Origin of the sequence: Streptomyces sp. NPDC090025, from assembly GCF_044748125.1 — a bacterium.
GTDB lineage: Bacteria > Actinomycetota > Actinomycetes > Streptomycetales > Streptomycetaceae > Streptomyces.
The window spans coordinates 1,070,628-1,085,506 of the sequence record NZ_JBIVFL010000001.1; the positions used below are offsets into that span (position 1 = coordinate 1,070,628).

Sequence of the window (14,879 nt, forward strand, 5' to 3'; positions counted from 1 at the left end):
GCCATGGATATGACGAGTGGACGGGTGATACGCACCGTAGGAGCCCCCACTGAGTTGATCAGAGGGGGCAGTCGTATCCGGACTCACAGCCAGTTCACAAACTTTGACCGGAAGTTGATCCCTTGATCGTTCGCACCATCGGCGGTCATATCCGATCATGTCGACATAGATCGATGGGATACCCCTTCGGCGGGACTCCTGTCGAGTGATCAGGATCACTCGACAGGGGCTGAACCAAGCCGTCAGACAGGCCCTAGCGGGCGAAGACCGCCACGCCGTCCTCCGTCGCGTGCCTCGGGGCGAGTTCGGCGGCCTCGTGGGTGAGCGCGCCGCGCCGTACCCGGACGATTCCCGCGCCGATCACGGCGGCCACGCCCGCCACCACGAACGGCATGTGGACGTCGCTCCACTCCTCGATCCTCGGCGCGAGGTACGGGGCGGCGGCCGCCGCGAACCAGCGGACGAAGTTGTAGCCCGCGCTGGCCACCGGGCGCGGCGCGTCCGAGACGCCGAGGGCCAGTTCGGTGAAGACGGTGTTGTTGACGCCGATGAACGCGCCGGAGAGCACCGTGCAGACGACGGCCGTGGTGTGGCTCCCGTACCCCAGCACCACCACGTCCGCCGCGAGCAGCACCAGCGAGCCGCCGAGCACCTTCAGCGAACCGAAGCGGCGCTGCAGCCGGGGCGCGACGAGCACCGAGAAGACGGCGAGCAGCACGCCCCAGGCGAAGAACACCGCGCCCGACTTGTACGGCGTCATGTTCAGCACGAACGGGGTGAAGGCCAGGACCGTGAAGAAGGCGTAGTTGTAGAAGAAGGCCGCCGCGGCGGCGGAGGCCAGCCCGCCGTGGCCGAGTGCCTTCAGGGGATCGAGCAACGAGGTCTTGCGGGCGGGCTTCGGCTGTTCCTTCAGGAACACCGTGATGCAGAGGAAGCCGATCGCCATCAGGGCGGCGGTGCCGAAGAACGGGTAGCGCCAGCTGGCGTCGCCGAGCAGGGCGCCGAGCAGCGGCCCGCACGCCATGCCGAGGCCGAGCGCCGACTCGTACAGCAGGATCGCCGCCGCGCTGCCCCCGGCCGCCGCGCCGACGATCACGGCGAGCGAGGTGGAGACGAAGAGCGCGTTGCCGAGGCCCCAGCCGGCCCGGAAGCCGACCAGCTCGCCGACCGAGTCGGAGGTCCCGGCGAGCGCGGCGAAGAGGACGACGAGCGCGAGCCCGAGCAGCAGGGTGCGGCGGCCGCCGATCCGGCTGGAGACGAAACCGGTGACCAGCATCGCGACGGCGGTGATCAGGAAGTACGAGGTGAAGAGCAGCGAGACCTGGCTGGGCGTGGCGTCGAGGCCCTGGGCGATCGACGGCAGGATCGGGTCGACCAGGCCGATGCCCATGAAGGCGACGACGGAGGCGCCGGCCGTGGCCCAGACGGCGGGCGGCTGGCGCAGCAGACCGCCGCCGGTGGCCCCCTCGTCGAGCGGATCGGACTGCTCGGGCCTGCCGGACCTGGCGGTCCGGTCCGTGGATGTGCCGGGTTCCGCGGGCTCCTCGGTGTGTGCCATGTCCGCTCCTCCTGATGGTTGGGATATACACACAATAAGTTAGGCGAGCTAAAGAATGCAACATACATCTAAGTGGAGGGGTGGGCTCCGGGGCGGGACCGGGTGAACTCTCCGGCCGGACGGGTGATCGTCCTTGACGCCGGGCCGAACCGGTAGGACCGTTGAGCCCTATGAGGGGCGAACCCAGTTGCCCGAAGTGCGGTGGCCGGGTCAGGGCGCCCGGTCTTTTCGCCGACTCCTGGCAGTGCGACGTGCACGGCTCGGTGCACCCGCTTCAGCCCGTGATCCCGCCGAGCGTCGAAGCCCTCGGCGTCGTGGTCCACCGGGCCCATGTGCCGGTCTGGATGCCGTGGCCACTGCCCGTCGGCTGGCTGTTCACGGGCGTGGCCTACGCGGGCGACGACCGCAGCGGCGGCCGCGCGACCGCCGTCGCCTGCTCGGGCCCCGGACCGCTCGGCGGCATCGGGGAACTCCTGCTCGTCGCGGAGGAGCTCGGTGTCGGACTCGGCGCGCGCTACGCCGGGATCGACGGCCCGGACCCCGGACCCGGCATGTCCATCGAGAAACCGCCCCAGGTCAAGGTCCTCGCGGCCGGTCGGCCGACCCCGCTGTGGCACGTGCACGGCGCCCCGCCGGACCGCGCCGTGTTCGCGGGCGAGGCGCGCGGCCTGTGGCTGTGGGCGATCGTCTGGCCGGAGCAGTCGGGCCTGCTGATGTACGACGAACTCGTCCTCACCGACCTGCGCGACGCGGGTTCGGAGGTCGAACTCCTGCCGTGCGGGGCGCTCACCCCGCGCCTGCTCGCCTGACCCGCTCGCCTGACCCCCGCTCGCCCGACGCCCGCTCGGGCCGCGGTCCGCCCCGGGCGGGGCCGACCGCCGTCGTGCCCCGGGTAAGGGGCGGGCCCGTCGCGGGATCCGTACGGGGGTGGCTTCTGCGCCCGTTATGCTGGAGCGTCCCTCATGTCCGCCCCGAGCCCCCGGAGTCCCGCGTCGTGCGCATCGACCTGCACACCCACTCCACGGCATCGGACGGCACGGACACCCCGGCCGAGCTGGTGCGCAACGCCGCCGCCGCCGGACTCGACGTCGTCGCGCTGACCGACCACGACACCACCCGCGGGTACGCGGAGGCCATCGCCGCCCTGCCCGCCGGGCTCACCCTCGTGACCGGCGCCGAACTGTCCTGCCGCTACGAGGGCGTCGGCCTCCACATGCTCGCGTACCTCTTCGACCCCGAGGAGCCCGCGCTGCTCGCCGAGCGCGAACTGGTCCGCGACGACCGGGTGCCGCGCGCCCGCGCGATGGTCGGCAAGCTCCAGGACCTCGGCGTGCCCGTCACCTGGGAGCAGGTCGCCCGGATCGCCGGGGACGGCTCGGTCGGCCGCCCGCACGTCGCCGAGGCGATGGTCGAGCTGGGCGTGGTCCCGGACGTCTCCGCCGCCTTCACCGAGGAGTGGCTCGCCGACGGCGGCCGCGCGCACGTCGACAAGCACGAACTGGACCCGATCGACGCGATCCGCCTGGTCAAGGCGGCCGGCGGCGTCACCGTCTTCGCCCACCCGGCGGCCCTCAAGCGCGGCGAGTGCGTGCCGGAGTCCGCGATCGCGGCGCTCGCCGACGCGGGCCTCGACGGCATCGAGGTCGACCACATGGACCACGACGAGCCGACCCGGGCGCGGCTGCGCGGCCTGGCGAAGGAGCTGGGGCTGCTGACCACCGGCTCCAGCGACTACCACGGCGCCCGCAAGACCATCGGCCTCGGTGACTTCACCACCGACCCCGAGATCTACGGCGAGATCACCCGCCGCGCCACCGGGGCCTTCCCGGTCCCGGGCGCGGGCGGACGCCGCTAGCGCGCGGCGCACGCCGCCGGGGCGAGTCTGCCCGCCGGAGCCCGAGGCTTCCGGCAGGATCACGCACGTACGCATCCGCGTGTCTCGCGTGTACCGCGTGCGAGCCGCGCACGGGCCTGCTTTCCGTGAGCCCGGGCCCGCGCCCGTACCGCGCCGCACCGCGTCCCTCGCACCTCTTCCCCACCTGCCGGGCTGCACCCTGCCCACCCTCCGGAAGTCTTTATTCCGGATGTTCGTGTACACCCCTCCCGCAAGGCCCATCACCGTGTTCGACGTCGCCGTCTTCGGCTCGCTGTTCCTGACCCTCTTCGTGATCATGGATCCCCCCGGGATCACGCCGATCTTCCTCGCGCTGACCTCCGGCCGTCCGGCCAAGGTCCAGCGGCGGATGGCCTGGCAGGCCGTCGCCGTCGCCTTCAGCGTCATCACCGTCTTCGGCCTGCTCGGCCAGCAGATCCTGGCGTATCTGCACGTCAGCGTGCCCGCGCTGATGATCGCCGGTGGTCTGCTGCTGCTGCTCATCGCGCTCAGCCTGCTCACCGGGCAGACCGACGAGCCCAAGCAGACCAAGGACGTCAACGTCGCCCTCGTCCCGCTCGGCATGCCGCTGCTCGCCGGACCCGGTGCGATCGTGTCGGTGATCCTCGCCGTGCAGCACGCCGACGGCGTCGCCGCGCAGATCTCCGTCTGGGCGGCCATCATCGCCATGCACGTCGTGCTCTGGCTGACCATGCGCTACTCGCTGCTGATCATCCGCGTGATCAAGGACGGCGGCGTCGTCCTGGTGACCCGGCTCGCGGGCATGATGCTCGCCGCGATCGCCGTGCAGCAGATCATCAACGGCGTCACCCAGGTCATCAAGGGCGTCTGAGCCCGGACGCCACTGCGCCCCCGTACGGATTCCGAGTCTCGGAGTCCGTGCGGGGGCGCGGTGCGTGTGTTGAGTGGGCCGTCGGCGTTACGAAGCCGTCGACTCGGCCGGGCGGATCCAGATGCGCTGGCCGACAGCGGCGGCCTGCTGCACGATCCGGTTGACGGAGGCGGCGTCCACGACGGTGGAGTCGACGGGCGTGCCGTCGATGTCGTCGAGTCGCAGAATTTCGAAGCGCATGTGGCTTCTCCCTTCGTCTGGAGTTGATCCTCCTGCTGGAGAACTAGGTGTTCGTACCTGTTCAACGGTGTGCATCCTGCAAACATTCCCTACGCTAAGGAAATTTTTTGGATGGCTAACTACCGCCAGGTAAGGACATCCTCCCCGACCCGTGTTACGACCGTGCGTCCACCGCGTTTCCGCTGGTCAGAAGGTTTTCCTCGGCGGTCGGCGCAGCCCAGAACGCGGTGAGCAGGTCCGCCAGCTCCCGCGGATGGGACACATTGGGGGAGTGACCCGCCCCGGCGATCACCGTGTGCCGCGCCCCGGTACGGGCCGCCGCCGCCGCGAGCTCCGCGACCGGCCAGACGGTCTCCTCGTCCCCGTACACCAGCTGCACCGGCATCCGCAGCTCGCGCAGTTCCCGCAGCGCCGCCGTGCCGTCCGGGTCGCCGAGCAGCAGCCGTCCCGCGCCCGCGAGCTGCGCGATCCGGGTCCGCATCCAGCGGCGCCGCAGAAAACCCACCAGCTCCGGCGGATCGCCCGCACCCGGCTCCTCGCCCCGGCTGTCCAGCCACCGGGTGGCCCGCCACACCTGCTCCTTCGAGGCCACCGCGAGCGCCACCCGCAGCGCCCTGACCCGGATCCGCTGCGGCCGGGCGACCCGGCCGGGGCCCGAGGCCAGCAGGGTCAGCGACAGGAAGGCGTCCGGCGCCCGCTCGGCCGCCGCGCGGGCGACCAGACCGCCGAAGGAGTGCCCGAGCAGATGCACCGGGCCGTCCCCGAGCGCCGCCGCCTGCGCCACCACGTCGAGCGCGAGCGCCCCGCGCCGGTACCCGGCCCGGCCGCGCGGTCCCGGCGACTCGTACTGGCCCCGGCCGTCGACGGCGACCGCCCGGTACCCGGCCTCGGCGAGCGGGCCGAGCAGCCCGAGGAAGTCCTCCTTGCTGCCGGTGTACCCGGGCAGCAGCAGCACGGTCCCGCGCCGGCCCCCGTCGGCGTGCGGGTCGGCGGCCGTGTCGAGCACGGCGAACTCGCCGCGGACCGTGGAGAGCCGGTAGGTCCTGGTCCTGGGCGGCAGTGCGAGGGAGCGGGGCTTGCTCATACAAGCGACTCTAACCGGGGTCCGACCGGGGTGAACGACCACCGGCCCGGTCCTCCGTGGGGGAGGACCGGGCCGGTGCGGTGGTGCGTGCCGTGGGCTCGCGCCCGGGTGCTTACGCCTCCGGGGCCGCGGCCTTCTTGGCGACCCGCTTGCGCGGGGCGGCCTTCTTGGCGGCCGGGGCGGCCGCAGCCGTCTCGGCGGGGGCCTCGGCGACGGGCTCGGCGGCGACGGCCTTCTTGGTCGTACGCCGACGGGGCGTCGTCTTCGGCTCCGAGGCGTCCGGCGCCTCGGCCACGACGGCCTTCTTCGCGGTGCGCTTGCGCGGCGCGGCCTTCTTCGGCGCGGGAGCGGCCTCGGCCGGAGCCTCGACCGCCGGGGTCTCCGCGACGGTCTCGGCGACCGGCTCGGCGGCCTTCTTGACGGTCCGCTTGCGCGGGGCCGCCTTCTTCGGCGCCGGAGCCGTCTCGGCCGGAGCCTCGACGACCGCGGTCTCCGCGACGGTCTCGGCGACCGGCTCGGCGACCTTCTTCGCGGCCCGCTTGCGCGGCGCGGCCTTCTTCACGACGGGCGCGGGGGCGGCCTCGACGGGCGTCTCGGCCGGAGCCTCGACGACCACCACGGCGGCGGCCTCGGCGGTCGACGTGACCGGGCTGGACGCCCGGCGGGTCGCCCGACGGCGGACCGGCTTGGCCTCCTCGACCGGGGCGGCGACCGGCGCGGCCTGCTCCACCGGGGCCTCGGCGGCCTGGGTGGTGCTGGTCACCGGGCGGGTGGCCCGACGACGGGCGCGCGGCGGCTTGGCCTCGGCGGCCTGCGCCGGAACGGCCACGGCGACGGGCGCGGTCGCGGTCGCCGGGGCGGCCACGGCCTGCTCGGCCTGCGCGGGAGCGGCAGCCACCGGAGCGGTCTTCACCGGAGCGGCCGACTTCGCCGGGGCGGTCTTCGCCGGAGCGGCCTGCGCGGGCACGGTCGCCTTCGCGGGCACGGTCGCCTTCGCGGGCGCCGGCGCGGCCGTCCGCCGGGTCGCGGCGAGCGCGGCGGCGGCCGTCTCCACCGTCTGGAAGGTCACGGTGTCCTCGGCCGGACGACGCACCCGGCGCCGACGCGGCGCGGGGGTCTGCGCCGGAGCGGCGGCGACCGGCGCCTTGGCCACGGGGGCCTTCGCGACCGGGGCCTTGGCGGCCGGAGCGGCGGTGGTGCGGGCCGGGGCGGCCTCGGGCTGCGCCTTGCGGGTACGGCCACGGCGGCCACGCGGCTCGTCGGCCGGCGCCGGAGCGGCGGCCTCGGCCACCGGCGCCGGAGCGGCGACGGGAGCCTCGAAGACCGGTGCGGCCGGGGCGGCGACCGGTGCGGCCTGCGCCTGGACCGGGGCCTGGACCTGCGGCTGGGCGGCGGCCTGCGGGGCGTTGCCACGGGTGCGGCGACGGCGCGGGCGGCGCGGACCGGCCGGAGCCTCGGCCTCGGCGGGAGCGGCGGCCGGAGCGGCGGGCTCGGCGACCGGGGCCACGGCGGCGGGAGCGACGGTCTCGGCGACCGGGGTGGCCTGTGCGGTCGTCGGGGCGGCCGGGGTCACCGTCTCGACGACCGCCTCGGCCGTCGCACCCGCACGGGTACGGCGACGCTGGCGCGGCGCGCGGGCCTGGCGCTCCTCGGTCTGCTCGCGGTCGCGGTCACGCTCGCGGTCGCCACCACGGGGCCGGTCCCGGTCACGGTCGCGCTCGGGGGTGCGGCCGCCACGGGCCCGACGGCCACCCGGCTCGCCGAGGTCCTCGATCTCCTCCGCGTCGAGACCGGCGCGGGTGCGCTCGGCGCGCGGCAGGATGCCCTTGGTGCCCTCGGGGATGTCCAGGAGCTCGTACAGGTGCGGGGAGCTGGAGTACGTCTCGACCGGGTCGTTGAAGTCCAGCTGCAGCGCCTTGTTGATCAGCTGCCAGCGCGGGATGTCGTCCCAGTCGACCAGCGTGATCGCGGTGCCGGTGGCACCCGCGCGGCCGGTGCGGCCGGTGCGGTGCAGGTAGGTCTTCTCGTCCTCGGGCGTCTGGTAGTTGATGACGTGCGTGACGCCCTCGACGTCGATGCCACGGGCGGCGACGTCGGTGCAGACCAGCACGTCGACCTTGCCGTTGCGGAACGCGCGCAGCGCCTGCTCGCGGGCGCCCTGGCCGAGGTCACCGTGGACCGCGCCGGAGGCGAAGCCGCGACGCTCCAGCTGCTCCGCGATGTCGGCGGCGGTGCGCTTGGTGCGGCAGAAGATCATCGCGAGACCGCGGCCACGGGCCTGCAGGATCCGCGAGACCATCTCCGGCTTGTCCATGTTGTGGGCACGGAACACGTGCTGGGTGATGTTGCGGTGGGTCACGCCCTCGTCGTCCGGCGCGGTGGCGCGGATGTGGGTGGGCTGCGACATGTAGCGACGGGCCAGGCCGATGACGGCGCCGGGCATGGTCGCGGAGAACAGCATGGTCTGCCGCTTCGGCGGCAGCATGTTCATGATCTTCTCGACGTCGGGCAGGAAGCCCAGGTCGAGCATCTCGTCGGCCTCGTCCAGGACCAGGGCCTTGACGTGCGACAGGTCGAGCTTGCGCTGCCCGGCCAGGTCGAGCAGTCGGCCCGGGGTGCCGACGACCACGTCGACGCCCTTCTTCAGGGCCTCGACCTGCGGCTCGTACGCCCGGCCGCCGTAGATGGCGAGGACGCGCACATTGCGCACCTTGCCCGCGGTCAGCAGGTCGTTGGTGACCTGCTGGCACAGCTCACGGGTGGGGACGACGACGAGCGCCTGCGGCGCCTCGGTCAGCTGCTCGGGCTTGGCCCGGCCCGCCTCGACGTCGGCGGGGACGATCACGCGCTCCAGGAGCGGCAGGCCGAAACCGAGGGTCTTGCCCGTGCCGGTCTTGGCCTGGCCGATGACGTCGGTGCCCGAGAGGGCGACCGGGAGGGTCATCTCCTGGATGGGGAAGGGGGTCACGATGCCGACGGCTTCGAGGGCCTCGGCGGTCTCGGGAAGAATCCCGAGGTCTCGGAACGTAGTCAGGGTGCTGCCTCTTCTGTGAGACGCGGCGCGAGGCGAACGAAGGGGGTCTCACCGTGCCGGGATCCGCCGTCGGGACCGGGATCGGTCACCGTCGGGTGGCGCGGGCGCGGGACCACTGCCGTCGCTCGAGCGTCTTGCCGCTGAGGGACCCTTCGGCGGGTCCGCCGGAAGGGCTGTCGGGCCGGAGCCGATCGGGCCACCGACCGGGCATCCTCATTCATCAGTCGGCCCACCGAGTGCGTCCGTACGTGCGAAAGCATGTCCGGATACTCAGCAGGCGCAATACCACTGTACCTCGGAATCGCGCATGTGTGTCGGGAGATTTCCCGGCGAGGCCGGTGTCACACCCGCCCCGCAGGGTGTACGGCGCCTCCGGCGCCCCGGCGAGGGGCCCGGGCGGGGCCTCGGTGGCCGTGCGCGGCGGGCTATTGTGCGGTTCATGGAGACGCCTGACAACGCCACACCCACCGGTATCGCCGCCCAGGACTGGGCCACGGCCTCGGCCGTGCCGCAGTACCGCGCCGCCGTGATCGACCTGCTCGGCGCGCTGGCCTACGGCGAGCTCGCGGCCTTCGAGCGGCTCGCCGAGGACGCCAAGCTGGCGCCGACCCTCGGCGACAAGGCGGAGCTGGCGAAGATGGCCTCCGCCGAGTTCCACCACTTCGAGCGGCTGCGCGACCGGCTCGCCACCGTCGAGTCCGAGCCGACCGCCGCCATGGAGCCGTTCGCGAAGGCGCTGGACGACTTCCACAAGCAGACGGCGCCGTCCGACTGGCTGGAGGGCCTGGTCAAGGCGTACGTCGGCGACTCGATCGCGAGCGACTTCTACCGCGAGGTCGCGGTCCGCCTGGACTCCGACACCCGCGCCCTGGTGCTGTCGGTGCTCGACGACACCGGCCACGGCAACTTCGCCGTCGAGAAGGTCCGCGCCGCGATCGACGCCGACCCGCGGGTCGGCGGACGGCTCGCGCTGTGGGCCCGCCGGCTGATGGGCGAGGCGCTGTCGCAGGCGCAGCGGGTGGTCGCCGAGCGCGACGCGCTGTCCACCATGCTGGTCGGCGGCGTCGACGGGATGGCCGCGGGCTTCGACCTCGCCGAGGTCGGCCGGATGTTCTCCCGGATCACCGAGGCGCACACCAAGCGGATGGCGGCCCTCGGCCTCGCGGCCTGACGACCTGGGGGCTTGTCCCGGCTAACCCGCCGTCGCCGATGATCGGCGCAGTCGGCGGGAGGCCGGGCGGATCAGCAGCGAGAGCAGCACCGCGGCGATCGCGACGGCGCCGATCAGGGTGGCGAGGAAGTGTCCGGGGCCGAGCGCCCCGTGGGTGACGAGGGCGCCGAAGGCGGCGCCCAGCGCGCCGGTGCCGAGCACGACGACACGCTCGGGGAGGCGATCGGGGAGCCGGTGCACGGCGACCCAGGCCAGGGCGAAACCGAGCAGAGCGGAACCGAGGGCTTCCAGGAACACGGGGGATCACCTCGCGTGCGGTGCGGGGCGGGCAGTTCGGTCACAGGCGTCCTACCCGGTCACATCCGTCGACAATCCTCCCGGTCCCCCCTGACGTGGGCATTTGGCCGCACGGCGGGCCGCACGGCCGTACCCGCGGCGGTACCCGCGGCGGACCTGCGGCCGGACATGACGAAGGCCCGGTGGACTTGAAGTCCACCGGGCCTTCGTCATGCTTCGGGAAGAGCGGCTCAGATGTTGCCGAAGCCGACCCGGCGCACGGCCTGCTCACCGATCTCGACATACGCGATCTTGTCGGCCGGGATCAGGATCCGGCGGCCCTTCTCGTCCTCCAGGCTCAGCAGCTGCGCCTTGCCGGCCAGCGCGTCGGCAAGCGCGCGCTCGACCTCCTCGGCGGACTGTCCGCTCTCCAGCACGATCTCCCGGGGTGCGTGCTGCACGCCGATCTTGACCTCCACGGCTATGTCCCTTCGAACGGTCAGCCTTGCGCGATGGGTCCCGCGCCGTACTCGCCACACATTAGCCCGGTGAGGGGACGGACACGGCCTGCCGGGGAACGCCAAGAGCGAACAGCGTCGTCCCGGGTCAGCGAGCCGGTCAGCGAGCCGGTCAGCGCCGGTCGGCCCGGGTCAGTGGCCCTCGGCGGTCAGCTGGTCGTCCACGCCGTGCAGCGGGAAGCCCGCGATGCCGCGCCAGGCCAGCGAGGTCAGCAGGGCCACCGCCGTGTCGCGCGGCACCGGCGACTCGCTGGACAGCCAGTAGCGGGCGACGACCTGCGACACCCCGCCGAGGCCGACGGCCAGCAGCATCGACTCGTCCTTGGACAGGCCGGTGTCCTCGGCGATCACCTCGGAGATGGCCTCGGCGCACTGCAGCGACACCCGGTCGACCCGCTCGCGCACGGCCGGCTCGTTGGTGAGGTCCGACTCGAAGACCAGCCGGAACGCGCCGCCCTCGTCCTCGACGTACGCGAAGTAGGCGTCCATGGTCGCGGCGACCCGGAGCTTGTTGTCGGAGGTGGAGCCGAGCGCCGTGCGCACCGAGAGCAGCAGCGACTCGCAGTGCTGGTCGAGCAGGGCGAGGTAGAGCTCCAGCTTGCCCGGGAAGTGCTGGTACAGGACCGGCTTGCTGACCCCGGCCCGCTCGGCGATGTCGTCCATGGCGGCCGCGTGGTAGCCCTGGGCGACGAACACCTCCTGGGCCGCGCCGAGCAGCTGGTTCCGGCGGGCGCGGCGCGGCAGGCGCGTGCCCCGAGGCCGTGCTGCCTCTGTCTGCTCGATGGCGCTCACGCCGCCTCCAAAGTTCGATCCATGCGCGCGATGGCGTCGCGCCGCCATCGTACTTTTGGGTAACCCGGCGGTGCGCGCCGCGCAGGCAGAATTTCACGGACCGGACGCCCGGGGCGAGAGGCGTCCGGCAACAAGATGGTCATGCGTTCGCGTGAAACTCGCGGGAGAGAGGCGTCACGACCCGCGCCTGCGGGGTGACCGCGGCGCGCCGACGGGGCCCCCGGCGGCCCCGCGTCAGCGGTAGTCGTCCTCGTCCAGCTCCACCACGCGCGCCTGCTCGGCCGCGTCGGCGGCGTCCGCCGCCTCGTGCTCGATCTGGGCGAGCGGCACGTCGTCCCGCTCCCGCAGTTCGGCCCGCTGCTCGGCCGCGTCGGCCTCCGGAATCTCCTGGTCGAGCACGACGTCCCCTTTCCCGGCCTGCTCGGTGAAACGCTCGGCGAAGGTGTTCGGCTCGTTCGGGTCGGCAGTCATGCGGTGCCTCCGGGAGGTCCGGTGAGGGGGTCCGCGGGTCCGTTCCGACGCCCTTCACTCCGAGCGTAGGAGCAACCAGGGCCCGCCGCACCCGATCCTGTGACGCCGCACACACGCGCCCCGGCGTGATCGTCTCGTAATATCGCTGCCATGTCCTCGACCGAGCTGCCGGAAACCCGCACCGCCGCCGCACCGCCCGCGGCCCGGCCGCGCACCGTGCGGGTCGCCGACGGCGAGCGGCTGCGGTCCGTGGCGCTCCCCGGACTGACCCTGACCGTGCGCTCCCGGCCCGCCGAGCGGGCCGGACTGCCGCCCGCGCTGTACGTGCACGGCCTCGGCGGCTCCTCGCAGAACTGGTCGGACCTGATGCCGCTGCTCGCCGACCTGGTCGACGGCGAGGCGGTCGACCTGCCCGGCTTCGGCGACTCGCCACCGCCGGACGACGGCGACTACTCGGTGACCGGCCACGCCCGCGCGGTGATCCGGCTGCTCGACTCGGCGGGCCGCGGCCCGGTGCACCTGTTCGGCAACTCGATGGGCGGCGCCGTCGCCACCCGGGTCGCCGCCGTCCGCCCCGACCTGGTGCGCACCCTCACGCTTGTCTCCCCGGCCCTGCCCGAGCTGCGCGTCCAGCGCACCGCCTGGCCGACGGCGCTGCTCGCGCTGCCCGGGGTCGCCTCCCTCTTCGCCCGGCTCAGCCGGGACTGGACCGCCGAGCAGCGGGTCCGCGGGGTGGTCTCGCTCTGTTACGGGGACCCGGCCACGGTCTCCGACGAGGGCCTGCGGCACGCCGTCGAGGAGATGGAGCGCCGCCTCGAACTCCCCTACTTCTGGGACGCGATGGCCCGCTCCTCGCGCGGCATCGTGGACGCCTACACCCTGGGCGGCCAGCACGGTCTGTGGCGCCAGGCCGAGCGGGTGCTCGCGCCGACGCTGTTGGTCTACGGTGGCCGGGACCAGCTGGTCGGCTACCGGATGGCCCGAAGGGCGGCCGCCGCGTTCCGCGGCTCCCGGCTGCTCACCCTTCCCGATGCCGGGCACGTCGCGATGATGGAGTATCCGCGGACGGTGGCCACGGCGGTGCGGGAACTGATCACCGATGCCGCGAGGGACGCGGCCGAGGGCGGGAGCTGAGCCGGACCGTGGGACGACATAGTCGCAAGGGGCCCGCGGCCCCGGTGGCGGACACCGGGAAGCGGGAGGCCGAGAGGCCGGGGACAGGACGACGCCGCCGGGCGGAGGACGAAGGCCCCGGCCCGGCACCCCGGACGCAGGGCGCGCCGCGCCCGCAGCAGCAGAACCACCCGTACGGGAGCCCGTACGGCACCTCGGACCCGAACCCGAACCCGTACGAGAACACGTACGGGAACGGGTACGACACGCCCGGTCAGGGCACCCCCGCCCACGGCACGCCCCTCCACGGCACTCCCGCCCACGGCACGCCGGTCCACGGCACTCCGCCGCACGGCACTCCCCGGCACCGGGCGGCGCACCGCGCCGGCGGGCCCGCCGCGCCCGGCGCCCCCGCGTACGACACGCCGATGCACGGCACCCCCCGCTTCCAGGGCCCGTACGGCTCCGACGCCTCCGGCGACACCGCGCGCGGCGCGCACCCGGTGCACGACGAGCGGACCGCGACCGGTCCCCGGCCCTACATCCCCGGGCCGCGCAAGGACGCGGGGCCGGGCACCGGACCGCTGCCGGTGGTGGGCGCGGCCGCGTCCGGCGGCGGCGCCGCGACCGTCACCGGCACCGACACGGCGGCCCCCGCCGGGCGGGCCCCCGGCCGGCTGGGCCGTACCCTCACCGGGATAGCGGCGGCGGCCATCACCACCGTGCTCGCCGTCGTGGTGGCCGGACAGGTCACCGACCGGGACTCCGGCGGCTCGGCCCCGCAGGCGCACGGCGCCGCCGACGGCGCCGCCGAGCGTGACCCGGTCGACGGGCAGGCGTCCCGCTCCGACGACCGGCCCGACCGTGCCCCGGCGACCGTGCCCGCGAAGCCCGCGCCGCCGAGCTACGACCAGCTGATGGCCCGCCAGTTCCCGATCGACCCGAAGCTGACCGCCTCCGGTCACTTCGTGGCGGTGCCCGGGTTCGACAAGGCGCCGGGCCACGGCCGCAAGATCCGCTACCGGGTCGACGTGGAGGAGGGGCTCGGGCTCGACGGGGCGCTGTTCGCGCAGGCCGTGCAGAAGACCCTCAACGACCCGCGCAGCTGGGCCGGGAACGGCGAGATGACCTTCGAGCGGATCTCCAGCGGGGACCCGGAGTTCGTGGTCAGCCTGGCCAGCCCCGGCACCACCGGCGACTGGTGCCGGAAGTCCGGCCTGGACACCACCGTCGACAACGTGTCCTGCGACTCCGCCTCCACCCAGCGCGTGATGATCAACGCCTTCCGGTGGGCTCAGGGCTCGGTCACCTTCGGCAAGCAGGCGATGCACGCCTACCGGCAGATGCTCATCAACCACGAGGTCGGGCACCGGCTCGGGCACGGCCATGTGAGCTGCCGCACCCCGGGCGCGCTCGCCCCGGTGATGCAGCAGCAGACCAAGTCGCTGGACATCGACGGGATCAAGTGCCGCCCCAACCCCTGGGTGCACCCCGGGAGTTGACGGAAGGTCCGGCGGCCCGCCGGACCCGCACGCCACCCCCTTGTCCACATGGTGGGACAGATGTCTCGGGAACGCGGGCGGCGCGTTGACATCGATCACCCGTTCGTCCAGAGTTCTCGGCATGTCGCCCCGTCCCGCCGTCTCCGATCGCGCCGCCCTTGAGCTGGCGCTCTTCGGCGTGACCGGACACGCGGTCGCCGACATCCTCTGTCGCTGACGCAGCCCGAGCGCTCGTCGGCCCTCTCCCGCCCCTCGCGTCCTACGCGATGGCAAGCCGTCCCGCGCGCCCGGGTTCCCGCCCGCAGGCGCGCGTCCGTGCTCCCGGGGTGATCCCGCCCCGTCCCCGGCCCCTCTCGCGTCTGCGGAACTCCCTTGCTCCGCGCGGCCGTTCGCC

General features: G+C 73.7%; 15 protein-coding genes. 7 read left to right on the forward strand and 8 right to left on the reverse strand.

Annotated elements, in window-relative coordinates:
• Positions 1-253: 253 nt before the first annotated feature.
• On the reverse strand, positions 254-1,558 hold the full coding sequence (locus ACIPXM_RS05065; RefSeq protein ID WP_401652017.1) for an MFS transporter: 1,305 nt from the start codon (positions 1,556-1,558) through the stop codon (positions 254-256).
• Between the two features lie 170 nt (positions 1,559-1,728).
• On the opposite strand from ACIPXM_RS05065, the gene ACIPXM_RS05070 reads away from it, so the two are divergent.
• The 3 genes from ACIPXM_RS05070 (at position 1,729) to ACIPXM_RS05080 (ending at position 4,284) form a co-directional block, all read left to right on the forward strand.
• Positions 1,729-2,367, forward strand: a complete 639-nt coding sequence (locus tag ACIPXM_RS05070) for a DUF6758 family protein (RefSeq protein ID WP_401652019.1) — start codon at positions 1,729-1,731, stop codon at positions 2,365-2,367.
• A gap of 185 nt (positions 2,368-2,552) precedes the next feature.
• Complete coding sequence (locus tag ACIPXM_RS05075; RefSeq protein ID WP_401652021.1) at positions 2,553-3,413, forward strand: PHP domain-containing protein; 861 nt, start codon at positions 2,553-2,555, stop codon at positions 3,411-3,413.
• A gap of 265 nt (positions 3,414-3,678) precedes the next feature.
• Entirely contained in the window at positions 3,679-4,284 is a 606-nt protein-coding gene (locus ACIPXM_RS05080; protein ID WP_401652023.1) for a MarC family protein, read from the forward strand.
• An 87-nt stretch (positions 4,285-4,371) separates the two neighbouring features.
• Here ACIPXM_RS05080 and ACIPXM_RS05085 read toward each other — a convergent pair whose 3' ends face one another.
• The 3 genes from ACIPXM_RS05085 to ACIPXM_RS05095 all read right to left on the reverse strand — a co-directional run bounded on the left by ACIPXM_RS05085 (position 4,372) and on the right by ACIPXM_RS05095 (position 8,552).
• The gene (locus ACIPXM_RS05085) at positions 4,372-4,524 is read right to left on the reverse strand and encodes a hypothetical protein (protein WP_401652025.1); all 153 of its coding nucleotides are present in this window, start codon (positions 4,522-4,524) and stop codon (positions 4,372-4,374) included.
• Between the two features lie 154 nt (positions 4,525-4,678).
• Positions 4,679-5,608 carry an alpha/beta fold hydrolase gene (locus tag ACIPXM_RS05090; RefSeq protein WP_401652027.1) on the reverse strand — a complete coding sequence of 310 codons (930 nt, stop codon included), beginning with the start codon at positions 5,606-5,608 and terminating at the stop codon, positions 4,679-4,681.
• A gap of 112 nt (positions 5,609-5,720) precedes the next feature.
• Positions 5,721-8,552: a DEAD/DEAH box helicase gene (locus ACIPXM_RS05095; RefSeq protein WP_401652509.1), complete on the reverse strand. Its 2,832-nt coding sequence runs from the start codon at positions 8,550-8,552 to the stop codon at positions 5,721-5,723.
• Positions 8,553-9,081: 529 nt separating this feature from the next.
• Between ACIPXM_RS05095 and ACIPXM_RS05100 the strand changes: the two genes are divergently transcribed.
• Positions 9,082-9,813 (forward strand): ferritin-like fold-containing protein, encoded by a 732-nt coding sequence (locus ACIPXM_RS05100; protein WP_401652029.1) that lies wholly within the window; start codon positions 9,082-9,084, stop codon positions 9,811-9,813.
• Positions 9,814-9,834: 21 nt separating this feature from the next.
• Here ACIPXM_RS05100 and ACIPXM_RS05105 read toward each other — a convergent pair whose 3' ends face one another.
• The 4 genes from ACIPXM_RS05105 to ACIPXM_RS05120 all read right to left on the reverse strand — a co-directional run bounded on the left by ACIPXM_RS05105 (position 9,835) and on the right by ACIPXM_RS05120 (position 11,870).
• Positions 9,835-10,110: a hypothetical protein gene (locus ACIPXM_RS05105; RefSeq protein ID WP_401652031.1), complete on the reverse strand. Its 276-nt coding sequence runs from the start codon at positions 10,108-10,110 to the stop codon at positions 9,835-9,837.
• A 230-nt stretch (positions 10,111-10,340) separates the two neighbouring features.
• Positions 10,341-10,568: a DUF3107 domain-containing protein gene (locus ACIPXM_RS05110; protein ID WP_401652033.1), complete on the reverse strand. Its 228-nt coding sequence runs from the start codon at positions 10,566-10,568 to the stop codon at positions 10,341-10,343.
• 171 nt (positions 10,569-10,739) lie between these two features.
• On the reverse strand, positions 10,740-11,399 hold the full coding sequence (locus tag ACIPXM_RS05115; protein ID WP_401652035.1) for a TetR/AcrR family transcriptional regulator: 660 nt from the start codon (positions 11,397-11,399) through the stop codon (positions 10,740-10,742).
• A gap of 234 nt (positions 11,400-11,633) precedes the next feature.
• Positions 11,634-11,870, reverse strand: coding sequence for a hypothetical protein (locus tag ACIPXM_RS05120; RefSeq protein ID WP_401652037.1), 237 nt, complete (start codon positions 11,868-11,870; stop codon positions 11,634-11,636).
• A 150-nt stretch (positions 11,871-12,020) separates the two neighbouring features.
• Between ACIPXM_RS05120 and ACIPXM_RS05125 the strand changes: the two genes are divergently transcribed.
• From ACIPXM_RS05125 to ACIPXM_RS05135, 3 genes are all read left to right on the forward strand, one after another.
• Positions 12,021-13,004, forward strand: a complete 984-nt coding sequence (locus ACIPXM_RS05125; protein ID WP_401652039.1) for an alpha/beta fold hydrolase — start codon at positions 12,021-12,023, stop codon at positions 13,002-13,004.
• 8 nt (positions 13,005-13,012) lie between these two features.
• Positions 13,013-14,485, forward strand: coding sequence for a DUF3152 domain-containing protein (locus tag ACIPXM_RS05130; protein WP_401652041.1), 1,473 nt, complete (start codon positions 13,013-13,015; stop codon positions 14,483-14,485).
• A gap of 121 nt (positions 14,486-14,606) precedes the next feature.
• A complete protein-coding gene (locus ACIPXM_RS05135) occupies positions 14,607-14,702 on the forward strand; it encodes an Ms4533A family Cys-rich leader peptide (protein WP_401652043.1) in 96 nt (31 codons plus the stop codon).
• Positions 14,703-14,879 lie beyond the last annotated feature (177 nt).